This is a genomic window from Streptomyces sp. NPDC047043, assembly GCF_040644055.1.
GTDB lineage: Bacteria > Actinomycetota > Actinomycetes > Streptomycetales > Streptomycetaceae > Streptomyces.
The window spans coordinates 1-25,076 of sequence record NZ_JBEYVO010000057.1 but is presented as its reverse complement, the minus strand read 5'-3'; the positions used below and the strand labels follow the sequence as shown (position 1 = coordinate 25,076).

The 25,076-nt window shown below is 70.0% G+C and carries 24 protein-coding genes; 7 read left to right on the top strand and 17 right to left on the bottom strand.

Annotated elements, in window-relative coordinates:
* Nucleotides 1-51 precede the first annotated feature (51 nt).
* Nucleotides 52-648, top strand: a complete 597-nt coding sequence (locus ABZ880_RS51610) for a TetR/AcrR family transcriptional regulator (RefSeq protein WP_361278289.1) — start codon at nt 52-54, stop codon at nt 646-648.
* Nucleotides 649-872: 224 nt separating this feature from the next.
* Here ABZ880_RS51610 and ABZ880_RS51605 read toward each other — a convergent pair whose 3' ends face one another.
* The gene (locus tag ABZ880_RS51605; protein ID WP_361278287.1) at nt 873-1,847 is read right to left on the bottom strand and encodes a winged helix-turn-helix domain-containing protein; all 975 of its coding nucleotides are present in this window, start codon (nt 1,845-1,847) and stop codon (nt 873-875) included.
* 206 nt (nt 1,848-2,053) lie between these two features.
* On the opposite strand from ABZ880_RS51605, the gene ABZ880_RS51600 reads away from it, so the two are divergent.
* Nucleotides 2,054-2,824 (top strand): DUF4253 domain-containing protein, encoded by a 771-nt coding sequence (locus ABZ880_RS51600; RefSeq protein ID WP_361278284.1) that lies wholly within the window; start codon nt 2,054-2,056, stop codon nt 2,822-2,824.
* A gap of 311 nt (nt 2,825-3,135) precedes the next feature.
* Here the strand turns inward: ABZ880_RS51600 and ABZ880_RS51595 are convergent, their stop codons facing one another.
* Both ABZ880_RS51595 and hemB read right to left on the bottom strand, forming a co-directional pair.
* The gene (locus tag ABZ880_RS51595; protein WP_361278282.1) at nt 3,136-4,038 is read right to left on the bottom strand and encodes an SAM-dependent methyltransferase; all 903 of its coding nucleotides are present in this window, start codon (nt 4,036-4,038) and stop codon (nt 3,136-3,138) included.
* A 758-nt stretch (nt 4,039-4,796) separates the two neighbouring features.
* Complete coding sequence (hemB, locus tag ABZ880_RS51590) at nt 4,797-5,789, bottom strand: porphobilinogen synthase (protein WP_361278329.1); 993 nt, start codon at nt 5,787-5,789, stop codon at nt 4,797-4,799.
* A 208-nt stretch (nt 5,790-5,997) separates the two neighbouring features.
* On the opposite strand from hemB, the gene ABZ880_RS51585 reads away from it, so the two are divergent.
* Entirely contained in the window at nt 5,998-7,389 is a 1,392-nt protein-coding gene (locus ABZ880_RS51585) for an FAD-binding oxidoreductase (protein WP_361278280.1), read from the top strand.
* 63 nt (nt 7,390-7,452) lie between these two features.
* On the opposite strand, the gene ABZ880_RS51580 is transcribed toward ABZ880_RS51585, so the two are convergent.
* The 5 genes from ABZ880_RS51580 to ABZ880_RS51560 form a co-directional block, all read right to left on the bottom strand.
* Nucleotides 7,453-9,156 carry a bifunctional uroporphyrinogen-III C-methyltransferase/uroporphyrinogen-III synthase gene (locus ABZ880_RS51580; RefSeq protein ID WP_361278278.1) on the bottom strand — a complete coding sequence of 568 codons (1,704 nt, stop codon included), beginning with the start codon at nt 9,154-9,156 and terminating at the stop codon, nt 7,453-7,455.
* Nucleotides 9,153-10,112 (bottom strand): hydroxymethylbilane synthase, encoded by a 960-nt coding sequence (gene hemC / locus ABZ880_RS51575; protein ID WP_361278276.1) that lies wholly within the window; start codon nt 10,110-10,112, stop codon nt 9,153-9,155. Before hemC ends, ABZ880_RS51580 begins: the two co-directional genes overlap by 4 nt.
* Nucleotides 10,109-11,833 carry a glutamyl-tRNA reductase gene (locus ABZ880_RS51570; protein ID WP_361278273.1) on the bottom strand — a complete coding sequence of 575 codons (1,725 nt, stop codon included), beginning with the start codon at nt 11,831-11,833 and terminating at the stop codon, nt 10,109-10,111. Before ABZ880_RS51570 ends, hemC begins: the two co-directional genes overlap by 4 nt.
* Nucleotides 11,830-12,594 carry a redox-sensing transcriptional repressor Rex gene (locus ABZ880_RS51565; RefSeq protein ID WP_361278271.1) on the bottom strand — a complete coding sequence of 255 codons (765 nt, stop codon included), beginning with the start codon at nt 12,592-12,594 and terminating at the stop codon, nt 11,830-11,832. Before ABZ880_RS51565 ends, ABZ880_RS51570 begins: the two co-directional genes overlap by 4 nt.
* A gap of 246 nt (nt 12,595-12,840) precedes the next feature.
* A complete protein-coding gene (locus ABZ880_RS51560; protein WP_361278269.1) occupies nt 12,841-13,122 on the bottom strand; it encodes a glutaredoxin family protein in 282 nt (93 codons plus the stop codon).
* Between the two features lie 95 nt (nt 13,123-13,217).
* On the opposite strand from ABZ880_RS51560, the gene ABZ880_RS51555 reads away from it, so the two are divergent.
* The 3 genes from ABZ880_RS51555 (at nt 13,218) to ABZ880_RS51545 (ending at nt 16,805) form a co-directional block, all read left to right on the top strand.
* Nucleotides 13,218-14,156, top strand: a complete 939-nt coding sequence (locus tag ABZ880_RS51555; protein WP_361278267.1) for an HAD-IB family hydrolase — start codon at nt 13,218-13,220, stop codon at nt 14,154-14,156.
* Nucleotides 14,157-14,537: 381 nt separating this feature from the next.
* Nucleotides 14,538-15,311 (top strand): ECF subfamily RNA polymerase sigma factor, BldN family, encoded by a 774-nt coding sequence (locus ABZ880_RS51550; RefSeq protein WP_361278265.1) that lies wholly within the window; start codon nt 14,538-14,540, stop codon nt 15,309-15,311.
* 273 nt (nt 15,312-15,584) lie between these two features.
* Nucleotides 15,585-16,805, top strand: a complete 1,221-nt coding sequence (locus ABZ880_RS51545) for a DUF5667 domain-containing protein (protein WP_361278263.1) — start codon at nt 15,585-15,587, stop codon at nt 16,803-16,805.
* Nucleotides 16,806-16,878: 73 nt separating this feature from the next.
* Here ABZ880_RS51545 and ABZ880_RS51540 read toward each other — a convergent pair whose 3' ends face one another.
* The 5 genes from ABZ880_RS51540 to ABZ880_RS51520 all read right to left on the bottom strand — a co-directional run bounded on the left by ABZ880_RS51540 (nt 16,879) and on the right by ABZ880_RS51520 (nt 20,694).
* Nucleotides 16,879-17,931 carry a lysophospholipid acyltransferase family protein gene (locus ABZ880_RS51540; protein WP_361278260.1) on the bottom strand — a complete coding sequence of 351 codons (1,053 nt, stop codon included), beginning with the start codon at nt 17,929-17,931 and terminating at the stop codon, nt 16,879-16,881.
* A 14-nt stretch (nt 17,932-17,945) separates the two neighbouring features.
* Nucleotides 17,946-19,007, bottom strand: a complete 1,062-nt coding sequence (locus ABZ880_RS51535; RefSeq protein ID WP_361278257.1) for an NAD-dependent epimerase/dehydratase family protein — start codon at nt 19,005-19,007, stop codon at nt 17,946-17,948.
* 280 nt (nt 19,008-19,287) lie between these two features.
* Nucleotides 19,288-19,386, bottom strand: a complete 99-nt coding sequence (locus ABZ880_RS51530; protein ID WP_003948845.1) for an AURKAIP1/COX24 domain-containing protein — start codon at nt 19,384-19,386, stop codon at nt 19,288-19,290.
* A gap of 153 nt (nt 19,387-19,539) precedes the next feature.
* Nucleotides 19,540-19,749: a helix-turn-helix domain-containing protein gene (locus tag ABZ880_RS51525; protein ID WP_016437488.1), complete on the bottom strand. Its 210-nt coding sequence runs from the start codon at nt 19,747-19,749 to the stop codon at nt 19,540-19,542.
* Nucleotides 19,750-19,878: 129 nt separating this feature from the next.
* Entirely contained in the window at nt 19,879-20,694 is an 816-nt protein-coding gene (locus tag ABZ880_RS51520; RefSeq protein ID WP_361278255.1) for a phosphatase, read from the bottom strand.
* Nucleotides 20,695-20,845: 151 nt separating this feature from the next.
* On the opposite strand from ABZ880_RS51520, the gene ABZ880_RS51515 reads away from it, so the two are divergent.
* Nucleotides 20,846-20,995 (top strand): hypothetical protein, encoded by a 150-nt coding sequence (locus ABZ880_RS51515; RefSeq protein WP_361278253.1) that lies wholly within the window; start codon nt 20,846-20,848, stop codon nt 20,993-20,995.
* A 100-nt stretch (nt 20,996-21,095) separates the two neighbouring features.
* Here ABZ880_RS51515 and ABZ880_RS51510 read toward each other — a convergent pair whose 3' ends face one another.
* From ABZ880_RS51510 to ABZ880_RS51495, 4 genes are all read right to left on the bottom strand, one after another.
* The gene (locus tag ABZ880_RS51510) at nt 21,096-22,268 is read right to left on the bottom strand and encodes an acetoin utilization protein AcuC (RefSeq protein ID WP_361278250.1); all 1,173 of its coding nucleotides are present in this window, start codon (nt 22,266-22,268) and stop codon (nt 21,096-21,098) included.
* Nucleotides 22,219-23,439 (bottom strand): MFS transporter, encoded by a 1,221-nt coding sequence (locus ABZ880_RS51505; protein ID WP_361278248.1) that lies wholly within the window; start codon nt 23,437-23,439, stop codon nt 22,219-22,221. The genes ABZ880_RS51510 and ABZ880_RS51505 overlap by 50 nt, the downstream gene beginning before the upstream one ends.
* Before the next feature lie 87 nt (nt 23,440-23,526).
* Complete coding sequence (locus ABZ880_RS51500) at nt 23,527-24,249, bottom strand: VC0807 family protein (protein WP_361278246.1); 723 nt, start codon at nt 24,247-24,249, stop codon at nt 23,527-23,529.
* Between the two features lie 69 nt (nt 24,250-24,318).
* Entirely contained in the window at nt 24,319-24,963 is a 645-nt protein-coding gene (locus tag ABZ880_RS51495) for an HAD family hydrolase (RefSeq protein ID WP_361278327.1), read from the bottom strand.
* Nucleotides 24,964-25,076 lie beyond the last annotated feature (113 nt).

Sequence of the window (25,076 nt, the reverse complement as noted above, 5' to 3'; positions counted from 1 at the left end):
CCCACCGGTCAATGGGCAAGCGCCCACTCGCAGCGAGGAGAGACACCCGGCATGCCAACAGGTGTGGCCATGCGCGACCCGCGCACGCAGCTCTTCGACGCCGCCGAGCGCATCCTGCTCCGGGACGGCCCGAACGCGCTGACCAGCAGGGCGGTGACGACGGAGGCGGGTTGCGCAAAGGGCGTCCTGCACCGGCACTTCGCGGACTTCGACGCGTTCCTGGCGGAACTGGTGCTGGGCCGCATCCACCGGCTCGAGGACCGCTCCGCCGCACTGCGCGCATCGGCCGGAACCGGCACGGTCCCCGGCAACCTCACGGCCGCACTGACGGACCTGTTCGACCCGGTCGCGACCGCCGTCGTAAGCCTGGTCATCTCCCGGAACGAACTACGCACCCGCCTGCGCGCGGCGGGCTCGACGGGCATCCCCCTCATGGGCGAGGCGGCGACGATGCTGGCGTCCTACCTCGCGGCGGAGCGAGACCTGGGCCGCCTGAAGCCCGACACCGACGTGGACGTCCTGGCCCCCACCCTCCTGGGAGCCGCGCATCTGCTCTATGCGGACCGGGAGGCGGGGCGGCCGGACGCGGAGGCGGTGCGGAGCATGGTGACCACGGTCGTCGCCGGTGCGGTGCCGAGGACCGGCTGACATCCAGTCAGTCCGATCCGGGACTCCGCCCGGATCGACCCGCTGCCCCTCGGCGACCGCGCCAGCACGCAGCCGCCGTACGCGCCCATTCGACCTCGTGCTCCGCCTGCCCGCGCACCCAGCGGGCCGCGGCCCACGCCTCGCTGCGGATCCACTCGGCCTCCGCGCGCTCTCCCGCCGGCCCAGCTCATGAACCATGGTCGCGTCGATTCGCATACGAAGACTCAGGTCGCCGCGAGCAGTTCAAGGCCGAGGGGGGTGCAGATGTGCCAGACCGCCTTGCCGTCGCGGCTCGTCGTGATCAGCCGGGCGTCGCGCAGCGCCTTGGTGTGTTCGGACGCCGAGGACCTGCTGATGTCGAGCTCGCGGGCGACCTCGCTGGTGGTGTGCTCCCGGGTGAGGAGTTCCAGCGCGGCTGCCCGGGTACGGCCGAGCAGGGCCGCCAGCGGACTCGGGCGACCGGGCGTGCGCTCGCCGAGCAGCGGCAGCGGCGCCGCGCCCCCGTAGATCAGGATGCTCGGCGCGTCGTCGTGAAGGGCCACCAGCGGGCGCCCGGTCCAGAGGGTGGACGGCAGGAGGATCACTCCGTGTCCCGTCAGCGACACCTCCCGGTCGGCCGGGTCGTCGAAGACGAGCGTCGTACCCTCCCAGCGTCCGCCGGGGCCGAGTCCGGCCAGGGCGGTGCGGATGCCGTGCTGCGCCAACAGGCGGGTGCGCCAGGCCCGTTCGGCGTCGAAGGCGGACTGGATGTCGGGCCAGCAGGCCGACAGCAGACCGCCGTACGCGGCGCGCAGGGCTCGTTCCAGCTCCTCCCACGCCTCCCGGTCCTTGCCGGCGATGCGCCGCAGCCAGGGTGTGGGCCGCAGCACTTCGGGGATCCGGCCGTCCAGCTCGGCGCGGACCCGGGCGGGCGGGGTCGACAGGACGGTGTCGAGCCCGGCCTCGAACCCCCGGCTGAGCGGGTCGAGGAACATGGGACCCCTGGCCGTGGGCGGGATCAGCTGGAGCAGGGGACGGGCCTCGGCCGGAAACGCGCCGCGGGCTGTGCGCCGCCACCGGCTCAACGCCGGGGTCGGAGGCTGCCGTTGGAGCACGGCCACGGCCAGTCCCAGCTCCATCAGGGGCGCGGGTTCCGGGGCGAAGGTCACCGCGAGCAGGTCCTCCGCCGTGAAGCTCAGCCGCAGCATCCGCTCACCCACATCCCCCACGTTTCGGCCAGAACCGAAACCATCGCGGTCCCCGCTCGACCCACGGATTATGGGGGAGGCGTCCGGGTTGCCATAAGGGGGGAACCGGTCCGGTCGCCCGGGGGAGGCGGGATCCCGGCAGGCCGGTGCACGAGTCGGCGCAGTACCGGCCCGCCGGGATACGTCCGCTGTCAGTGGCTGCCCCTACAGTCACTGACATGGCGACTCTTCCCAACCCCCTGCCGAGACTCGCGTCCCTCGGGCTCGACCTCCCGCCCGGCCGGCTGATCGACGAGACCGACGAGGGCCCCTGGCACGAACCGCTGCTGTGGCTGGCGGACGAGCAGCCTGCGCCCGGTGCCTGGTCCGCGCTGCAAACTGCTGCGCGGGCGGTAGGGCTGCTCCCGCTCGTCGTGGACGTGGGCGGCGGCCTCGGCGAGCCCGAGAAGTGGGAGTTGATGCCCGGGGAGATGTCGTACCCCGGGGACCACGACGCGGAGGAAGTACTGGCCGAGTTCTGGGAGTCGTACGCGGCGGAGGACGACGAATGGCCCGGCCTCGCCGACGCCCTGCCCGACACCGCCGACCCCGACGCCAACGCCGCCGACGTGGTGGACTCGCTCCTCGCCGGCGGCCGCCCGCTCAGGGACCCGCACCTCGCCCTCGTCCCGGCCCGCCGTAGCGCCGACATCCCCACGGCGATCGGCTGGTTCGGCCCGGCGAACCACACGAACGACACCGCCCGCCTGTCGGCAGTACTCCGCTCCTGGGAGGACCGCTTCGGCATACGAGTCATCGCCCTCGGCTACGCCGACCTGCTGGTGTCCGTCGCCGCCCCGCCCAGGACCCTCGCCGAGGCGGAGGCCGTGGCCGCCGAGCACTTCGCGTTCTGCCCGGACAACATCCTCCAGGGCAGCGACACCACACTCACCGCATACGCCGAGAACCAGCTCCTCAACCAACCGGCATGGCACTTCTGGTGGGACTGATCGAAAGGATGTGAAGCTGACGGGCACCCACCGAGCCTCCCCTCGTCCACCAACTCCCGCTCCCCTACGACCGTACGGCCCCCTCGACCCGCGTCTCGGCCAACACCCGCCCGTGCAAAAGCAGATGCCGCTCAGTGCGGCCGAGGAGCGCGGTCAGAGAGCGCCGAGAAGCCCGTGCAGAAGAGCACTGACAGAAAAGAGCAGGCCGCCGACGAGGATGCCGAGCATGTGAGACCTCCAGGAACGAAATGTGACGTTTCTACCGCCCTCGATAACGCCCCATGCCCGCCCGCGTTACGGCCCCGGCCCCCTCAGGCCTTGTTGCCAACCCCCGCATAGACATTGATGTCGGCGTCGGTCACGTCGTTGATGTCGGCGTACCGCACCTTCTCGATGTCGTCGAGTGTCGCCAGAAAGGACGCCTCCGGCTGCTCCGGAACAGGAGCAGCGTCGTCGGCACGCCAGTGATGCGCGGGCACCACACCGGGCTCCGCCAACTCCAGCGCACTCTGCACAAAGAATCGCTCGACTTCCTCCCGGGACCGCAGCACGAAGGTGAACCCCCGCTCGGTATAAGTCCGCTGAACAGCGCGGATGTTCTCGGGATTGAGGTCCTCGGTCAGATGACTGAGCACCAGCCGACTGCCCGCCGGCAGCGCATCGACGAGCTCACGCACGATGGGATAAGCCTCGTCGTCCTCCACGAAGTGCAGGATCGCAACGAGGCAGAGCGCAACCGGCTGGTCGAAGTCCAGCGTCTTGGCGGCCTGTTCGAGGATGTGCGCCGGATTCTTGAAGTCGGCGTCGATGTAGTCCGTACGGCCTTCGGGCCCGCTGGTGAGCAGAGCCCGTGCATGCGCCAGCACCACGGGATCGTTGTCGACGTACACGACCCGCGAGTCGGGAATGACCCGCTGGGCGATCTGATGGACGTTCTCCGCGGTGGGCAGCCCCGTACCGATGTCGAGGAACTGCCGAATGCCGTCCTCCCGGGCCAGCGTCCCGACCGCCCGGCGCAGGAAGTCCCGGTTGTGCCGCACGTCGAGGTAGCCGCGCGGATTGGCGGCGAGCGCGGCGGCGGCCGCGGCACGGTCGACGGGGTAGTTGTCCTTGCCGCCGAGGAAGACGTCGTAGACGCGGGCCGGATGCGCCTTGGTGGTGTCGATCCTCCTTCTCAGCTCGGCGGGATCCTGGCTGAGGGCGTCACCGGGCATGGGCGTCTCCCTGGAGAGTCGAGGCGGTCATTCAAAAGACAACGAACCAGTCGCCAACAACCTAACTCCCGACGGAAGTTGATGGTGCCCACGCCGAAATCTCACAGCTCCAAGCGCCTCCACACCCCACCGGACGTCCCGGATCCACCCCCCGGGACACGACATCCCTGCAGTTCAGAGCCCGTCCCACCACCCCGGCGTCCCGAATGGCGCGCGAACTGTGGCGACCCGACCGCATCACCGAGCAGGCTGTGCCCCGACCCCCAGTTCACCATCGAGAGGGCCACCCCATGTCCGCGTCCAAGCCCCCCACCCGCCGTTCCCGGCTCCTCCTCGCCGCAACGGCCGCACTCGCCGCACTGATCCTCACGGCATGCAGGGACGGAGAAGGCCTCCGGGACGAGGGCCCCTCCTCGATGACCACCCCCACCACACACTCGGCACCGGCACAGACACCGTCACCGACCGCCCGCTGAGACGGCGCCACGGACACCCGAACCGGCAGCGGTGGCAGGCTGGCTGACGGACCGCACTCGCCCACGGCGAAAAGGTGAACGGGCACCCGCACGCGCCCACGGCGAAAAGGGGCCGTACCGGGGGGTGTCCGCCCGCAGCGGCGGGCGTCACCGCCGAGCACAGCCCCCACAAGACAGCAACCGCCCGACCGAGGACGGACACCCCCCGGCGCGGCCCCGACCCACAACCGAACCGCCCCCCCCAAAACCCGCAGATGCGCCGCAGGCATCCCCCAACACCCCTCAGCCCAACTTCTGCGCAGCCTCCACAGCCCAGTACGTCAGAATGCTCCGCGCCCCCGCCCGCTTGATCCCGGTCAACGCCTCCAGGATCGCCCGATCCCGATCGATCCACCCCTTCTCCGCAGCAGCCTCGATCATCGAGTACTCCCCGGAGATCTGATACGCGACGACCGGCACATCCACCGCATCCGCTACCCGGGCCAGGATGTCCAGATACGGCCCCGCAGGCTTCACCATCACCAGATCGGCGCCCTCTTCAAGATCCAGCGCCAACTCCCGCAGCGACTCCCGAACATTCGCCGGGTCCTGCTGATACGTCTTCCGGTCCCCCTTCAAGGACGACCCGACAGCCTCCCGGAACGGCCCGTAGAAAGCGGACGCGTACTTCGCGGTGTAGGCAAGGATCGCAACATCCTCCCGCCCGATCTGGTCAAGCGCATCGCGGACGACCCCGATCTGCCCGTCCATCATCCCGCTGGGCCCCACCACATGGGCCCCGGCATCGGCCTGAACCTGCGCCATCTCGGCATACCGCTCAAGCGTGGCGTCGTTGTCGACACGCCCCTCCGAGTCCAGCACCCCACAGTGCCCGTGGTCCGTGGTCTCGTCGAGACACAGGTCGGACATGACGAGCAACTCGTCTCCCACCTCGGCCCGCACATCACGGATCGCGACCTGCAGAATCCCGTCCGGATCGGTCCCCGGCGTCCCCACCGCGTCCTTCTTCGACTCCTCCGGCACACCGAACAGCATGATCCCGGAGACCCCGGCCGCCACCGCCTCCGCCGCCGCCTTCTTCAGGCTGTCACGCGTGTGCTGCACGACACCGGGCATCGCCCCGATCGGCACGGGCTCGCTGACACCCTCGCGCACGAACGCCGGAAGGATGAAGTCCGCCGGGTGCAGCCGGGTCTCGGCGACCATGCGCCGCATGACGGGAGAGGTCCGCAGCCGCCGCGGCCGCGTGCCGGGAAAGGATCCGTACTTCGTCATGCCACCTACGCTACGCCCGCCCCGGAGGCGCCTTTGCCGACGGAACGTCGGCGCGGCAAGGCCGCACATGCGCCCCCCACACCCCAGGTCCATCCTGAAAGAACGCCCTGAAAACCCCGCACAGAACAGAACCGCACAGGACAAGGACCCCGACGGCCGCCCCCGCCCCGCCGCCGCCGTCCCTCCGTCACGCACCGCGGAGGACGCGATGACAGCCATCCACCACACCCCCGACCTGTTCGCCCTGTCCGAGATCCACGGCCCCGTCCTGCGCCCCGGCGACGACGCCTACGTCGCCGAGGTCACCGGCTTCAACCTGTCCGCCCGCCACAACCCCGACGTCGTCGTCGGCGCGACCGGCACCGACGACATCGTGACCGCGATGCGCTGGGCCGCGGCCACCGGCACCCCTGTCGCCGTCCAGGCCACCGGCCACGGCGCCAACTTCCCCATCGACGGCGGCCTCCTGATCAGCACCACCCGCATGACGGACGTACGCATAGACCCCACCGAACGCACCGCGACCGTCGCGGCCGGCGCGAGGTGGCGCCACGTCCTGGACGCGGCCACCCCGCACGGCCTGGCCGCACTCAACGGCTCGTCCACGGACGCCGGCGTCGTCGGCTACACCCTCGGCGGCGGCCTGCCCGTCCTGGGCCGGGCATACGGCTACGCGGCCGACCGCGTCCGCTCCCTCCAGGTCGTCACCTGCGACGGCACACTGCGCACCACGGACCCGGACACCGAACCCGACCTGTTCTGGGCCCTGCGCGGCGGCAAGGGCAACGTAGGAGTGGTCACCGAGCTGACCTTCGACCTGCTGGAACTCCCCACCGTGCTGGGCGGCGGCATCTACTTCCCCGGCGAACAGGCTGAGGCGGTCCTGCGCACCTGGGCCGACTGGACGACCACCCTCCCCACCCAGATGTGCAGCGCCTACACGCTCCTGCGCCTGCCCCCGATCCCGGAGATCCCCGAGCCCCTGCGCGGCGGCTTCTGGGCACGGGTCGCCCTCGCCTGGACCGGCGACGTACAGGAGGGCGAGAACCTGCTGGCGCCCATCCGCGAGGCCGCACCGGTCGTCATCGACACGGTGGAGCAGATGCCGTGGGCCGCCATGGACCGCATCTACATGGACCCGCAGGACCCGCTCCCCGCCCGCGAAGCCTGCAGTCTGCTGAGGGCCCTGCCCGCGGAGGCCGTGACGACGTTCCTGGCCCAGGCGGGCCCGGCGGTCCCCGACCTCCCGCTCCTGCTGGTCGAAATCCGCCACATGGGCGGCGAACTCTCCCGCCCCGCCGACATCGAGGACGCCATCTGCGCCCGCGACGCCAGCTACATCCTGGAAACGGTAGGCGTCCTGCCCGGCCCGGAGTTCGCGGCGGCCGTGGAAGCAGCCACGACAGCCCTGCACACCGCGATGGCCCCGTACGGCACGGGCCACACGATGGTCAACCTCCACGGCACCCCGGGCGACGAGAAGGACCGCGCCCGAGCGTGGACCGAGGAGGTCTACGACCGTCTCGCGCACACGAAGGAGACGTACGACCCGAACAACCTGCTGCGCTACGGGCACACGGTCACACCGCACGCGGCCTGACCGGCGTCACCCAGCCCGTCGGGGGGGGGCGCAGCGTCCCAGGGACGCGCACCCCCACCCACCTCAGGTCGTACGACGCCGCCGAGCCCCCGGCCGCCGCTCACTGGGCCGGGTCACCGCGTCCCCGGCCTCGAGCGCGGCAGCCCGCCGCCGCAACCCGAAGTCGGCGAGAGCCTCCGCCAGCTTGTGCACGGACGGCTCCGGGGCCATCACATCCACCCGCAGCCCATGCTCCTCGGCAGTCTTCGCGGTGGCCGGCCCGATACAAGCGATCACGGTCACGTTGTGCGGCTTCCCGGCAATCCCCACCAGGTTCCGCACGGTCGACGACGAGGTGAAGAGAACGGCGTCGAAGCCACCCCCCTTGATCGCCTCCCGGGTCTCCGCCGGCGGCGGCGAGGCCCGCACGGTCCGGTAGGCCGTGACGTCGTCGACCTCCCAGCCCAGCTCGATGAGCCCGGCGACAAGAGTCTCCGTGGCGATGTCCGCCCGAGGCAGGAACACCCGGTCGATCGGGTCGAACACGGGGTCGTACGGCGGCCAGTCCTCCAACAGGCCCGCCGCCGACTGCTCCCCACTCGGCACCAGATCCGGCTTCACACCGAACGCCACCAGCGCCTTGGCGGTCTGCTCCCCCACCGCGGCGACCTTGATCCCCGCGAAGGCCCGCGCATCGAGCCCGTACTCCTCGAACTTCTCCCGGACCGCCTTCACGGCGTTGACCGACGTGAACGCGATCCACTCGTACCGCCCGGTGACGAGCCCCTTCACGGCCCGCTCCATCTGCTGAGGCGTCCGCGGCGGCTCGACGGCGATGGTCGGCACCTCGTGCGGCACGGCCCCGTAGGACCGCAGCTGGTCGGAGAGCGAAGCCGCCTGCTCCTTCGTACGCGGCACGAGGACCTTCCAGCCGAACAGCGGCTTGGACTCGAACCACGACAGCTGGTCGCGCTGGGCGGCGGCGGAACGCTCACCGACCACGGCTATCACCGGCCGCCCGCCCTCCGGCGAGGGCAGCACCTTGGCCTGCTTCAGCGTCTGGGCGATGGTGCCGAGGGTGGCCGTCCAGGTCCGCTGACGAGTGGTCGTACCAGCCACCGTGACGGTCATCGGCGTATCGGGCTTGCGTCCGGCCGACACCAGCTCACCGGCGGCGGAGCCGACGGAGTCGAGCGTCGTCGACACGACCACCGTCCCGTCGGAGGCGCCGACCTCGGTCCAGCACCGGTCGGAGGCGGTACGGGCGTCGACGAACCGCACGTCCGCGCCCTGCGCGTCCCGCAGCGGAACACCGGCGTACGCGGGCACGCCGACGGCCGCCGCGACGCCCGGCACGACTTCGAAGGGCACGCCCGCGGCGGCGCAGGCGAGCATCTCCTCGGCGGCGTACGCGTCGAGTCCGGGGTCCCCGGACACCGCACGCACGACCCGCCTGCCGCCCCGCGCGGCCTCCATGACAAGATGTGCGGCATCCCGTACCGCGGGGACCCCAGCGGTTGTTGACGAACCGTCAACAACCGCAAGCTGAGGTGTGCCCGTGCCCGGAAGCGGGTCCGACGAAGGACCCGTGTCCGTGTGCACTTCGGCCACGCCTTGCCTGGCGTGCTGGCGCACCACGTCGAGCACGTCGTGCTCGGCGACGAGGACGTCCGCGTTCGCCAGCGCCTCAACGGCGCGCAGAGTCAGCAGTCCCGGATCCCCGGGTCCGGCACCCAGGAAGGTGACGTGCCCGTGATCGAGGCCGGCGGGAAGGGTGGTGGGGCTCAATGTGCTCGCTCCCCCATCAGACCGGCCGCGCCCTGGGCAAGCATCTCGGCAGCGAGTTCGCGACCGAGCGCCATCGCCTGGTCGTTTGTCTCGGGCACGGGACCGGTGGTGGACAGCTGCACCATGCGCGCGCCGTCGGTCGTGCCGACGACGCCGCGCAGGCGCATTTCCTTGACAATCTGCCCGTCGGCCAGCAGGTCGGCCAGCGCGCCCACAGGGGCGCTGCAACCGGCCTCCAGGGCGGCGAGCAGTGACCGCTCGGCGGTCACGGCGACCCGGGTGAACGGGTCGTCGAGCTCTCCGAGCGCTGCGATCAGTTCCGCGTTGTCCGCGGCACACTCGATCGCCAGTGCCCCCTGGCCGGGGGCGGGCAGAACCGTGTCTATCGACAGGAAGTCGGTGACCTCGTCGATGCGGCCGATCCGGCTGAGGCCGGCGGCGGCCAGGACGACGGCGTCCAGCTCGCCGTCGTGCACGTACCCGATCCGGGTGTCTACGTTGCCCCGGATCGGCACGGTCTCGATGTCCAGCCCGTGGCTGCGCGCGTATGCGTTCAGCTGCGCCATGCGGCGCGGCGAGCCGGTGCCGATCCGCGCCCCGCGGGGCAGGTCGGTGAACTTCAGCGCGTCCCGGGCGACGATCACGTCACGCGGGTCCTCGCGCAGCGGGACGGCGGCGAGCGCCAGCTCCTCGGGCTGCGCGGTGGGCAGGTCCTTGAGCGAATGAACCGCGAAGTCGACCTCGCCCTTCAGCAGCGCGTCGCGCAGCGCCGTGACGAACACTCCCGTGCCGCCGATCTGCGCGAGGTGCTCACGCGAGGTGTCGCCGTACGTGGTGATCTCGACGAGCTCGACGGCCCGTCCGGTCACCTGGCTCACGGCGTCCGCCACTTGCCCGGACTGGGCCATGGCGAGTCTGCTTCGCCTCGTCCCCAGTCTCAATGCCTTGCTACTCATGCGGGCCCTCGGTTCTTGCTGTTCTCAGGTTCGTCGTCGGCGCGATCGGCCCGGGAGACGGCGGCGACCGCCTCCTGGTCGAGGTCGAACAGGGTGCGCAGCGCGTCCGCGTATCCGGCGCCGCCCGGCTCTGCGGCGAGCTGCTTGACCCGTACGGTCGGCGCGTGCAGCAGCTTGTCGACGACGCGCTTGACGGTCTGTGTGATCTCGCTGCGGTGCTTGTCGTCGAGCTCGGGCAGCCGTCCCTCGAGCCGCGCGATCTCAGTGGCGACCACGTCGGCGGCCATGGTGCGCAGGGCCACGACGGTGGGCGTGATGTGCGCGGCCCGCAGCGCCGCCCCGAAGGCGGCGACCTCGTCGGAGACGATACGGCGCACCTGGTCGACGTCGGCCGCCATCGGCGCACCGGCGGAGGCCTCGGCGAGCGACTCGATGTCGACGAGCCTGACTCCGGCGAGCCGGTGCACGGCCGCGTCGATGTCACGGGGCATCGCGAGGTCGAGAAGGAAGAGCACCGGCGTCGGGCGCGGCGGTTCGGCGACCGGTTCGGGCTTGCGGCGTTCGGGGATCCGGCCGCCGGCCGCCACGGTCGCGGCGAGCGCGGTGATCAGTTCGGCATCGGCCTCGAGCGCCCGGCGGGCGGCCTCACGGCGGTCGACGGTGCCGTTGTCCACCCAGGCGGCGTGCTGCTCCAGCGTCGCCGCGTCCATCCCGGCGACGGCGGCCTCGCCCATCACGGAGAAACCCTGCTGCACAGCGGACAGGTCGAGCGGACAGTTCTCGTCGGCGCCGACGCTGGTGGGCGGCAGCGCCCCCGGCCGTATGTCCGCCTTTTCGGCCGTACGACCACTGCCGTCGAGTTCGGCGACGGGCGCACCGGTGCGGCCCTCGACCGCCCCCGCGATCGCCTCCGCCGTGAGAACCAGGCCCGTCGCCCCGGTACAGGACACCGCAACGTCGGCACGTGTCAGCTCGGCCGGCACCGCATCCATCGGTACCGCGCGGGCCAGCACGTCCGTGTCGTCGCCCTCGGTGAGGATCTGTGCGAGGCGCTCGGCGCGGTCGGCGGTCCGGTTGGCGATCACTATCTCCGCGACCCCGGCCCGCGCGAGTGTCGCCGCGGCCAGGGAGGACATCGAACCGGCGCCGATGACCAGTGCCTTCTTGCCGCGGGCCCAGTCCAGGACGTCGGCCCCGGCGGACAGCTGCTCCAGGCCGAAGGTGACCAGGGACTGCCCGGCGCGGTCGATGCCGGTCTCGGAGTGGGCGCGCTTGCCGACCCGCAGCGCCTGCTGGAACAGGTCGTTCAGCAGCCGCCCTGCGGTGTGCAGGTCCTGCGCCTTGGCGAGGGAGTCCTTGATCTGGCCGAGGATCTGCCCCTCGCCGACGACCATGGAGTCGAGCCCGCAGGCCACCGAGAACAGGTGGTGAACCGCCCGGTCCTCGTAGTGGACGTACAGATAGGGCGTGAGCTCCTCGAGGCCCACCCCGCTGTGCTGGGCGAGCAGCGTGGACAGCTCGGCGACACCGGCGTGGAACTTGTCGACGTCGGCGTACAGCTCGATGCGGTTGCAGGTCGCGAGCACCGCGGCCTCGGTGGCGGGCTCCGCGGCGACCGTGTCCTGCAGCAGCTTGATCTGGGCGTCCGCGTTCAGCGCGGCCCGCTCCAGGACGCTGACCGGGGCGCTGCGGTGGCTCAGCCCGACGACGAGGAGACTCATGCCGGCATCACGGCGGGTACGTCCCCGTCGGGCCCCTGCTCGGCGGACTCCTTGCGGGTGGCGGCGACCGGGGCGGTGCCGTCGGTCGACGCGGCCTCCTCACCGGCCTTGCGCTGCTCGTGGAAGGCGAGGATCTGCAGCTCGATGGAGAGATCCACCTTGCGTACGTCGACGCCGTCCGGGACGGACAGCACGGTCGGCGCGAAGTTCAGGATGGAGGTGACCCCGGCGGCCACGAGCCGGTCGCACACGGGCTGGGCGGCACCGGCGGGGGTGGCGATCACGCCGATGGACACCCCGTTGTCCTCGATGATCTTTTCCAGGTCGTCGGAGTGCTGCACCGGGATCCCGGCCACGGGCTTTCCGGCCATTGCGGGATCGGCGTCGATGAGGGCCGCGACCCGGAAACCACGCGAGGCGAACCCGCCGTAGTTGGCCAGGGCGGCACCGAGGTTTCCGATACCGACGATGACAACCGGCCAGTCCTGGGTCAGGCCCAGCTCACGGGAGATCTGGTAGACGAGATACTCGACGTCGTAGCCGACACCGCGCGTGCCGTACGAACCCAGGTACGAGAAATCCTTGCGCAGCTTGGCGGAATTGACCCCCGCCGCGGCCGCGAGCTCCTCCGAGGAGACCGTGGGTACCGAGCGCTCCGACAGTGCGGTCAGGGCTCGGAGGTACAGCGGAAGCCGGGCGACGGTGGCCTCGGGAATCCCTCGGCTTCGGGTCGCCGGTCGGTGAGTTCGGCCAGTTGCCACGGTGCTCCTGCGGGTAGAGCGGGGCTGCAGGCGGTCACACGTACCCAGACCGCCCCGTCGACAGCAGGCTATGTCTTTGTGAACGCGTGCACAAAGATGGTGTCCGATTTGCCCGGCCAACGTGACCGGGGTCACGCACACGCGTCCCAGGCGCATCCCAGGGGGCAAAACCGACACACTCCTCGTGAATCCCGCCCCCCGGACCAGACCGTCCCGATCCTAAGCGACGTTCGGCACGGCCTTGTACTACTCGGTCAGTTCTTTGCGGAGGCGACTCTCGTCCACCCGCCAGAAGGTGTGCTGCCTGCCGTCGACGAGTACCACGGGGATCTGCTCCCAGTACTGGTCGTGGAGTGCCCGGTCCTGGGTGATGTCCTTCTTCTCCCAGGGAACGCCGAGTTCGCCGCAGACCTTCTCGACGACCAGCTGCGCGTCCTCGCACAGATGGCAGTCGGGTTTGCCGATGAGAGTGACCAACCGCTCGTGGGGGGCGGGTTTACGCCGGAAGATGGGAGCCATGTCGGCCATTGTCGCGCTTGTTTAACGACACAGTCGCGGAGAGTTCACAGCCTTCAAACCTCTCGCGTCTGGAGGCACCGAACAAACTGGCTATGCTCACGGGCATGGCCGCTCTCGGATGGCTCACTCCCCGTAGGCGCTCCGCCACGGCGCGGAGCGTGTTGGCAGGCGAGGCCTCGGCGGAGGCTGCGCGCAAGTCCTCGCAGGAAGTCCAGGACGTCCACGACGCCCAGGACGGCACAGAAGAGGAACCGGAGTTCCCGGTACTCGGCGACGACAAGGCTGCCGCATTCTTCGACCTCGACAACACCGTGATGCAAGGTGCCGCCCTCTTCCACTTCGGGCGGGGTCTGTACAAGCGGAAGTTCTTCGAGACCCGCGACCTCGCCAAGTTCGCCTGGCAGCAGGCATGGTTCCGCCTCGCCGGCGTCGAGGACCCGGAACACATGCAGGAGGCCCGCGACTCGGCCCTGTCCATCGTGAAGGGTCACCGCGTCGCCGAACTCCAGTCGATAGGCGAGGAGATCTACGACGAGTACATGGCCGAGCGCATCTGGCCGGGCACCCGCGCCCTCGCCCAGGCCCACCTGGACGCAGGCCAGAAGGTGTGGCTGGTCACGGCGGCACCGGTCGAGATCGCCACGGTGATCGCCCGCCGCCTGGGCCTCACCGGCGCCCTCGGCACGGTCGCCGAGTCCGTGGACGGCGTCTACACGGGCAAGTTGGTGGGCGAGCCCCTGCACGGCCCGGCAAAGGCCGAAGCGGTGCGGGCGTTGGCCGCCGCGGAGGGCCTGGACCTCTCCCGCTGCGCCGCCTACAGCGACTCCCACAACGACATCCCGATGCTCTCGCTCGTCGGCCACCCCTACGCCATCAACCCGGACACCAAACTCCGCAAACACGCCCGCACCCTGGACTGGCGTCTGCGCGACTACCGCACGGGCCGCAAGGCCGCCAAGGTCGGCATCCCGGCAGCGGCCGGCGTCGGCGCGGTGGCCGGCGGCACGGCTGCGGCCATCGCCCTGCACCGCAGGCGCCGTTAGGACCTCACCACCCACTCGAGCAGGGGCGTCGCACCGCGACGCCCCTCTTTCGTTCTCGGACCCCTCCGCCGCAAACACGCCAATCCGTACGAGCCGACCGCACACCCGCCCTGTCCAGTCGCATTGGCTGCACACGGCCACAACACGCCCTGTTCCCAACCGGAACCCGAACTCAATCGATCAACAACCGGTCACGCTACGGCACTTGATCGTGCGTCAATCGGTTACAGAAGCGACGTAATCGATGATTTGAGCAACTGGGTGTAGCAGCGCCTGCACGAAGCGTTATTCTCCTCAGACGCAAACCGGTACCCCTCCGTCGCTACGACGGGTGAACGGTCCCGCACTGCACGTGATGGAAGCTCTGCCTCTGGGAGTCCCGTGTACCCACACGTCGGGGTTGACGCCTCGGGCCTGGCTACGCTGCGCGCAACGGTCCACAACCTGTTGCGCGGCTTCGTCCCCACCGCGTACGCCGTCCCTGCCTTCGCCGCAGCCACCACCCCCGTCGGCCCGTGCTACGCGCTCGCCGACGGCGGCGCCGTCGCCGGGAGACGCGGCCGTGCGGGCGGTGCCACCACCACCCGCCGCCCGGCCGCGGACAGCGACAGCGCCCGGATGATGGACCTCGTCGAACGCGCCCAGGCCGGCGAGGCCGACGCCTTCGGCCGGCTCTACGACCAGTACAGCGACACCGTGTACCGCTACATCTATTACCGGGTGGGCGGAAAGGCCACCGCCGAGGACCTCACCAGTGAGACGTTCCTGCGCGCACTGCGCCGCATCGGCACGTTCACCTGGCAGGGCCGTGACTTCGGCGCCTGGCTCGTCACCATCGCCCGCAACCTCGTCGCCGACCACTTCAAGTCGAGCCGCTTCCGCCTCGAGGTGACCACCGGCGAGATGCTCGACGCCAACGAGGTCGAGCGCTCCCCCGAGGACTCCGTCCTGGAGTCCCTCTCCAACGCCGCACTGCTCGACGCCGTACGACGCCTCAACCCCCAGCAGCAGGAGTGCGTGACGCTCCGCTTCCTCCAGGGCCTCTCGGTCGCCGAGACCGCCCGCGTGATGGGCAAGAACGAGGGCGCCATCAAGACCCTCCAGTACCGAGCCGTACGCACCCTCGCCCGCCTCCTCCCGGACGACGCCCGCTGACGGAAGACACGGATCCGGCAGCGGACCCGGCGGTTGCCGGAGCGACACACTCCGTGACGCCCAACTCGCTGTCTGTGAAAGTCCGTTGACTTCCCGATCCGGCCATCCGTCGTCCGTAACCCAAGTGCCGCGCCGCTCGTTGTGCGGGATGCAGGCTCCCTGTGGTCACTCCCTGGCCGACTCCGATCACTCGATCGTGTGGTTGTGGTCAGGGTGTGCAACCCTCAGGACCCCCTGGGGAGTCGACCGTCATCACGAGAGGAGGTGCCGCCAGTGATCGCGAACGTATCGGCACACCGGCGGGCGAACGCCTTCGCCCAGGCCCTGGAGGAGCAGTCCGACCGGGACACGGCGGCCGAGCAGTCCGAAGGACCGGCCCCGGCCCCGGCTGCTGCGGAACAGACCGAGCAGGGCCGCCTGTTGGCCCTCGCGGATCGTCTCGACGAACTGCCCAGACCGGAGCTGGACCCCGAGGTCAAGGTCGTTCAGCGTGCCCAGCTGGTGGCCGCCTTCGAGGCCATGCTGCAGGAGGGCGCCGGCGGCGAGGCGACAGACCCGTCGGTACCGGGGCAGCGCTCCAGGGGCGCGCACCGGGCGAGCCCGCTGGGCAAGCTGCGACCCCGTTCCCGGCTCACCAAGGGGCTCGCCGCGGGCGGCCTCAGCGTGGGTGTTGCCGCAGGGGCCTTCGGCGGAGTCGCAGCAGCCAGCTCGGACGCGCTGCCCGGAGACTCGCTCTACGGCCTCAAGCGCGGCATCGAGGACTTCAAGCTCAACTACATGTCCGACGGGGACGACGAGCGCGGCGTGGCCTACCTCGACCAGGCCTCCACCCGCCTGAGCGAGGCCCGTCGCCTCATGGAGCGCGGCCGCAGCGGCCACCTCGACCACGAGTCCCTCGGCGAGATCCGCCGCACCCTGTCCGGCATGACCCACGATGCCTCCGAGGGCCACCGCCTGCTGCACGAGGCGTACGAGCGCGACCCCAGGTCCCTGAGCCCCATCCAGGCCCTGTCCACCTTCTCGCTCGCCCACCGCGAGGCCTGGGGTGCCCTGCGCGACCGGCTCCCCGTCCAACTCGTGGACGTCAGCCAGCAGGTGACGTCGGTGTTCGCCGCCATAGACGAAGAGGTCGCCCCGCTGCAGTCCCTGCTGCCGCAGGCCCCGGCCAAGGGCGGCGGAGACGGCAAGCGACACGGCTCGGGCACGGCGTCCACGGGCACGTCCGGCTCCGGCCGGGGCTCGACGGCCCCCAGCACCGGCGACGGCTCCTCCGTCGGCAACCACTCCAGCAGCCCGAGCAAGTCGGCCGAGTCCACCGGCGGCGGCCTCATCGGCGGCAGCACCGGCGGCCTCCTCGACCCGCCCAAGGACACCGGCAGCGCCTCCCCGTCGGCGAGCAAGACACCGTCCACCGAACCACAGGTGACGATCCCGCCCCTCCTCCCGGGCCTGCTACCGGGCCTCGGCATCAACGGCGAGGACACAGACCAGTAGCCCGTCCGGCAACGGGGGCGCCCCTCTCAGGAGGGGCGCCCCCGTCGTCGTACAGAAAAGCCTGCAGGCCCCCTCAGAAGAACACCGACCGCCGCTGCACCAACAGCTTGTACAACGTGTGCTGGATCTGTTCCCTGACCTGGTCCGTCAGGTTGAACATCAGCATCGGGTCCTCGGCCGCCTCCGGCGGATAGCCGTCCGTCAGGATCGGCTCGCCGAACTGGATCGTCCACTTGGTGGGGAGGGGGATCGCGCCGAGGGGGCCCAGCCACGGGAACGTCGGCGTGAGCGGGAAGTACGGGAAACCCAGGACGCGGGCCAGCGTCTTCGCGTTGCCGATCATGGGATAGATCTCCTCGGCCCCGACGATCGAGCACGGGATGATCGGCGTGCCCTTGCGCAGGGCGGTGGAGACGAAGCCGCCCCGGCCGAAGCGCTGCAGCTTGTAGCGCTCGCTGAAGGGCTTGCCGATGCCCTTGAAGCCCTCCGGCATCACCCCGACGACCTCGCCCTGCGCCAGCAGCCGTTCTGCGTCCTCCGCGCAGGCCAGGGTGTGGCCGAGCTTGCGGGCGAGCTCGTTGACCACCGGCAGCATGAAGACCAGGTCGGCGGCGAGCAGCCGCAGATGCCGGCCCGCCGGATGGTTGTCGTGGACGGCGACCTGCATCATCAGGCCGTCCAGCGGCAGCGTGCCGGAGTGGTTGGCGACGATCAGCGCGCCGCCCTCGGACGGGATGTTCTCGACGCCCTTCACCTCGACCCGGAAGTACTTCTCGTACACCGGCCGCAGCAGGGACATCAGGACCTGGTCGGTCAACTCCTCGTCGTAGCCGAAGTCGTCGACCTCGTAGTCGCCCGTGAGGCGGCGGCGCAGGAAGTTCAGGCCGCTCGCGACACGCCGCTCCAGGCCGCCGCCGTCCTGCGGCCGCTGGGGCGACTGTTCCTCATGCGTCACGGGAACATCATCCTGCGCGGGCGCCCTGCTGGGCAGGGGCTGGACGTCGCCGACCAGCGCGGGTTCCGTGGCCTTGCGTCGGCTCCCCGCGCCCCGGCGCCGCGACGGCCGCTGTACGGCGCTCCCGCGGGACCGGTCGTCGTCGAACGGAATGACCTTGGCATCCGCCATCGTTGATGCGCTCCTCAGTTGGCGCTCTGCGTCGGGGGGTGGCCGCTGCCCGGCAGGGGCAGCGCGGCGATCCGGTCGACGGCCCCCGCAAGGGCCTCCGGCGGCAGGAGTCCGGGCCCACGGCTGCGCGCGAAGTCCGCGAAGGTTTCGGCCGTCGTGTACTTCGGCCGGAATCCGAGCGTCTCCCGCATCTGGTCCGTCGACACGACCCGGCCGTGCGTCAGCAGCCGGATCTGCTCGGGCGAGAAATCGGTCACTCCCAGCGTACGGACCAGCGAGCCGGCCCAGGTGACGGCCGGCAGCAGCAGGGGCACGGTGGGCTTGCCGAGCCGCCGGGAACACTGCGACAGCAGCAGGACACCGTCGCCGGCGATGTTGAACGTGCCGCTGTTGAGCGTGCCCCGCTCCGGTTCGTGCGAGGCGATGCGCAGCACCTCGATCACGTCGTCCTCGTGGACGAACTGCAGCCGCGGGTCGTAGCCGAACACGGTCGGCAGTACCGGCAGCGAGAAGTAGGAGGCGAGCGGCGTGTCCGCCGTGGGCCCCAGGATGTTGGCGAACCGCAGCACGCACACGGCGACATCCGGCCGCCGCCGCGCGAAGCCGCGCACATACCCCTCGACCTCGACCGTGTCCTTGGCGAAGCCGCCGCTGGGCAGGGACTTGGGCGGGGTGGTCTCCGTGAACACCGCGGGATCGCGGGGCGCGGACCCGTACACGTTCGTACTGGACTTGATCACAAGCCGCTTCACGGCCGGCGACTTCTGGCAGGCACCGAGCAGCTGCATGGTGCCGATGACGTTGGTCTCCTTGATCGCGGTCCGGCTGCCACTGCCCAGCCCGGTCGCGCTCACATCCATGTGTACGACCGTGTCCGCACCCGTCTCGGCGAGCACACGCGCGATGGTGGGCTGGCGGATGTCGGCCTGGATGAAGTCGGCGCCACCGAGATGATGCTCGGGTGGGACCGCGTCCACGGCGACAACCCGGTCCACCTGCGGGTCACGCTGGATCCGTCGTACGAACCGGCCCCCCAACCTGCGGGCCACTCCGGTCACGAGCACGACCTTGCCCAAGATCTGCGCCTTCCTTCCAGCCCATTCCGGTATTCGTAGCGTGCCGCGTTCCCCGTGTGTGGCCAACTTAGCGGGTCGATGTTGCGCTGTGATGACCACCCAATGCACGAAGTGACGACATCCACAGGCCTACGAACAGACCAAGCCATGTGAAAGACGTGCGTAGGCTCAGGGCTTGTGCGAGGTCCCGTGCGCTTCTGGGAGCTTCTGTGAACCGCAGACGCGTGTGGCCCCCCACCAATTGCGGTGGGGGGCCACAAACACGCTCTTACGGCGTCGCTTACTTCTTGTTGCGACGCTGAACGCGCGTGCGCTTGAGCAGCTTGCGGTGCTTCTTCTTCGCCATCCGCTTGCGCCGCTTCTTGATAACAGAGCCCACGACTACCCTCGCTCACTTCTCATCACTCGGTGCTGGGCGCCGGGGCCCATACGACCTACGAGGGGCCAGCCTACCCGTCCGAGCGCTGAGGTCGTAATCGAGGGAGAGCCGGGGGAGATCCCGAAGTGCCCTGAGGATCCCCCCGGGACGCCGTCAGGCGGTTTCCACCCCCACATAGCTCTCGCGAAGGTACTCGTGAACCGCGTTCTCGGGGACGCGGAAGGACCGCCCCACCCTGATCGCGGGCAGATGACCGCTGTGCACCAACCGGTACACGGTCATCTTCGACACTCGCATCACCGAGGCGACCTCCGCCACGGTAAGGAACTGAACCTCGCTCAGAGGCCTCTGCTCAGCAGCCATGACACACCTGAACCTTCCGCACTCGACGGCCACCGGCTTCCCCTTCCGGTGACTCTTCGTCGCTGCGTGCTCACTCCCCAATGTAGGGGCGGGTGATGCGAGTGGGGAAGAGGTGCACCCATCGGCGGCCTACTGTGACAGACACGCTCGATTGAGTACGTAGCGGGTAAGCGGCCGGTAGTAATCAGACCGCACAGCGTCATCAAGTGGAACGACGACGGACACGGACCCCTCCGCCTCCCCCACGAAGAGCGCGGGGTCGTCCGTATCGGCAAGACCAATGGCCTCGAACCCCAGCTGACCTGCCCCGCAGACCCAGCCATGGTCCCCGACCACCAGCTCGGGAAGCGGCCCGCCGGCCTCGGCCGCCACGGCCAGCGCGGTACGAACCGGGAGCGGTGAGTGCGTGTGTGCGCCGGTCGCACAACCGGGGCGAGAGGCGCCGGGTTCCCGCACCAGCGCGACTCCTTGTACGTAGTCAAGGTTGTACGTGCGTAGGCCGAACCGGGTCGTTATGTCGACACAGTGACCATGCGCCGGTGTGAGGACGCTACATCCAGCCGCCGACAACGCGTCCGCCAAGGCGGCGTAGAAGCCGAGCAGGCGGTGCGGGTGGCCGGTGCCGAGGAGTACGGGGGCGCTGCGCTGGGCCGCAGCGGCGAGACGCTCGGCGAAGGCATCCAGAGCACTCAGAGTCCGCTCCGGATCGATCACATCATGGCCGGAGACATACTGCGGATCGGCCGAAACTCCGCACTTGTCCGCCATCAACTCGATCAAATCCCGCTGCCGCCACGTCCATTCAGGATCAAGGCCGATCAGCACGCGAGGATCCCGAGCGGCGAAGAGCCGGTAGCTACGGAGGCTCTCCTCACGCGAGGTGGCCACCGGCCCGGCGAGACGGGCAGCCAGCAGATGGGCGCGCAGGGCTCCGGTGCTCAACACGTCTCGATGGTGGCGGAGGGGGCTGAACGCAGCCATGCGAACGGGCAAACACCGCACAGTTGGCGTAACGGCACCCTGCGTGGACGGCAACGACCAGCTGTCCCGAGCACGCTGACCGACTTCAGTTGACCAACACAACAGGGGGAACATCATGAACAAGCTGTCCCGAAGCGCCACGACCGCCGCCGCGCTCACCATCCTGGCCCTCGACAGCGGCCAGGACACCGCTGTGGACTCCGGCCAGTACACGAGCTACGCCGAGCCGGTCTACGTCAACGGCCGTGGCCACTGCCTCGTCTGAGGCGGCACCATCGGCACCGCGTCGGCCGACGACTCGGGTCACTGCAGCTGACGCCGACCCGGGGCGGGGCGGGCCGACCACCCGCCCCCGGCAACACCCCCTACGCCAACAGCCCCCGCAGCGGAAACACCGCCCGCCGAGTGGCCAGCACCGCCTGGTCCAGCCGGTCCGCCGGGTCGTACCCCGCCTCCCACTCGGCGTACGACACGGGCCACCGCCCGTCCGTCATCCGCGCCGGCGCCAACTGCCGCGTCCGCGCGAACACTTCCTGCCGCCAGTCCTCCGGGATCATCGCCTCCGGCGCGATCTCCCGTCCCGCCGCGATCGCCACGAGATGCGTCCACGACCGCGGCACGACCTCGACGACCGCGTATCCGCCCCCGCCGAGCGCGACCCACTTCCCGTCGGCGTACTCGTGCGCGAGCTCATGGCAGGCGACCTGCACGGCCCGCTGCGCGTCCAGCGACACCGCCAGGTGCGCGAGCGGGTCCTCGAAGTGCGTGTCGGCCCCGTGCTGCGTCACCAGCACCTGCGGCCGGAAATCGGCGATCAGTTCCGGTACGACGGAATGGAAGGCCCGCAGCCATCCCGCGTCCCCGGTCCCGGCGGGCAGCGCGACGTTCACGGCCGAACCCTCCGCCGAGTCCGCCCCCGTCTCCTCGGGCCACCCGGTCTGCGGAAACAGCGTCCGCGGATGCTCGTGCATCGAGATCGTCAGAACCCGCGGATCCTCCCAGAACGCCGCCTGCACCCCGTCCCCGTGGTGCACGTCCACATCGATGTACGCGACCCGCTCGGCCCCCAGCTCAAGCAGCCGCGCGATCGCCAGCGAGGCGTCGTTGTAGATGCAGAACCCCGAGGCACTCCCGGGCATCGCATGGTGCAGCCCGCCCGCGAAGTTCACGGCATGCAGCGCCTCCCCGCGCCACACCGCCTCGGCGGCTCCCACCGACTGCCCGGCGATCATCGCGGAGACCTCGTGCATCCCGGCGAAGGCGGGATCGTCCATCGTCCCGATCCCGTACGACGGGTCGGCCCCCTCCGGATCGGCCGAGGCCGCCTTCACGGCCTCGACGTAGTCCTCCCGGTGGACGAGCCGCAGCGTCGACTCCCCGGCGGGCTTCGCCGCCACCACGTCGACGTCCTTGTCCAGCCCGAAGGCATCGACAAGACGCCTGGTCAGGGCGAGCCGGACCGGATCCATCGGATGGTCCGGACCGAAGTCATAGCCCGTTACTGCCTCGTCCCACATCAGCTGTGCGCGGCCGCTCATGCTCGCCACCGTATCGGTCCGGTTGAGCCGCGAACGACCTGGCGTACACGAGGGTCACCAGCACCAACACCATGGGCACGAGCATGGCCCAGCGATAACTCCACGCGTCCCCCAGCGCACCCACCAACGGCGAGCCGATCAGAAAGCCGACGTAGTTGAAGACATTGAGCCGCGCGACGGCCGCATCGGAGGCATGCGGGAACAGCCGCCCCGCCGCCGCGAACGTCTGCGGCACCAACACGCACAACCCCAGCCCCAGCAACGTGAACCCGAGCATCCCGACCCACGCCCCCGGCGCCACGGCCACCACCGCGAACCCCAGCGCCGCCACCAGCGCCCCGATCCGTACGACCGCCACGGCCCCGAACCGCCGTACACCGGAGTCCCCCAGCGACCGCCCCAGCAGCGTGGTCACCATGTAGACGTTGTACGGCACCGTCGACAGCTGCTCCGAGCTCCCGAGCACGTCCTTCAGATACTTGGCGCTCCAGTTGGAGACGGTCGAGTCCCCGATGTACGCGAAGGTCATCACCAGACACAGCGGCAGCAGCAACTTGAAGACGACGGGCTGCCCCTCCCCCTTCGCCTGCTCGTCCTGTACGGCCGCGGAGGCCTCTCCGTCGACGTACCAGAGGCTCCCCACCAGCGCGGCCGGCAGCAGCGCGGCCACGACCGGCAGATACGACACCCACAGCGCGAGATGCCAGTGCGCCCCCGCCCACGCCAGCGAGGCCCCCACGATCCCGCCGAGGCTGAACGCGGCATGGAAGCTGAGCATGATGCTGCGCCCGTACGCCCGCTGCAGGCTCACCCCGAGCATGTTCATCGACGCGTCCAGCCCGCCCACGGCAAGCCCGAAGGCGGCGAGCGCAATCCCCAGCTCGGTCAGCTGGTCCCCCGCCCCGACCCCGAGCAGCGCCAGCATCACCACCGGCTGCAGACACCGCAGCAGCAGACTCGGCCGTATCCGCTTCACCAGCTGCTCGGTCGTCACACTGCCGACGCCGGCGAGTATGGGTACGGCGGCCAGGAAGACGGGCAGCAGCGCGTCGGAGACCCCGTACCGGTCCTGGATGGCCGGAATACGGGTCACCAGCAGGGCGAAGGTGGCGCCCTGAGCGAAGAAGCTGAACGCCAAAGAGGCCCTACCGCGCCGCAGCACATCTGTCATGGCGGCGAGCGTAGGGCCCCTGACTACCTGTGGGTAGATCCAGCCAAAGATGAATTTCCTTCAGCTTTACCTTTGTCGTCACTCGGATCACTTGGCGAGGGCGACCGCAGGCTCGGCGCCCTCGACGGCACCCTTCGCCTCCTCGGAGAGCAGCCTCTCCATCGGCTCGGCGGCAAGACCACCGCCCACGACCATGCCGATCACGATGGCACTGATCAGGAAGACGGTACCGAGCCAGACCATCGTGTCCACCGGGATCGTGTACGCCCCCACGACCCGCGCGACGCACTCCGCGAGCAGCGCCACACCCCAGACCACGGAGTACGCCCGCTCGTGCCGCCGGAAGGTCACCGACCCGGCCGCGGAGCCGGCCGCCAACCGCTCCCAGGCGGCCTCCTTGGCGACGTTCCCCTTCACCAGGAAGGGCTTGAGCCCCGCGGTCATCATCGGCTTGCCCAGCGCCACTGAGACCAGGATCCCGATACCGACGGTGCTGCTGACCGCGCCGTCCTTGGCGAGCATCAGCCGAGGGTCACCGGAGACGAAGCTCAGCACCAGCCCGACGACGTTCACGACGAGGATGAGGGCGGCGAGCCCGTTGGCCTGCCGCTCCCTGACCGCGCTCCACACGGTCCGCAGCGCCGGCACCACACTGCTCCAGGCGAGCGCCGCGAAGGTGCTCATCCCGAAGCCGCCCTTGAGCAGGTAGTACGACCCGAGGGGCACCGCCACATCCACGAGCAGCGGCTTGAGGTTGGTGAGGAGGCTCTGGCTGCTGGACTGACCCTGAGGAACCGCGTTCGTCGTCATGCTCTCAGCTTGGCGTCCGGCACCTGAGCGCCAGTAGAAACGATCGTCCGGAGCTCGGCGTGACAAATGTCAGTGCAGCAGCCCTGACAACTCCCCCATGCCGGAGAAGAGTTGAGTGGCCCCGGTGAGCCGCTCAGCAGGCGTCATGGCCGTGAACCCGTACACGTCCATCCCCGCCGCAACAGCCGCCTGCACCCCCAACGGCGAGTCCTCCACCACCACACACCGCTCCGGCGCGACCCCCATCCGCTCGGCCGCGTGCAGAAAGAGATCCGGCGCGGGCTTCCCCCGCCCCACGTCCTCGGCACTGAAGATGCGCGAGTCGTCGAACCACCGATCCAGCCCGGTCGTCCGATGCCCCACCCGGATCCGCTCATGACTCCCGGAGGACGCCACACAGCACGGCACCCCGTCGGCCGCCAGCTCCTCGAGCACGTCCGCGGCGCCGGCCACCGGCTTCAACTCCCGCTCGAACGCGGCGAACACACGCGCGTGGAATACGTCGTCGAAGTCCGTCGGCAACCGCTGCCCACTCCGCTCCTCGACCAGATCATGTACGCGGTGCATGGCAGAACCCATGTAGTCCCGCAGGGAGTCCTCGTACGACGTCGGGTGCCCCAGCTCGGTGAGATAGGCGGCCAGGAGCCGGTTGGAGATGGGCTCACTGTCGACGAGGACGCCGTCGTTGTCGAAGATGACGAGGTCGTAGCGCATTGGCATGACACCACCCTAAACGCAGAAAACCCCCGTACCGATTATTGGTACGGGGGTTTTCTCACGATTTGTTCGGCGGCGTCCTACTCTCCCACAGGGTCCCCCCTGCAGTA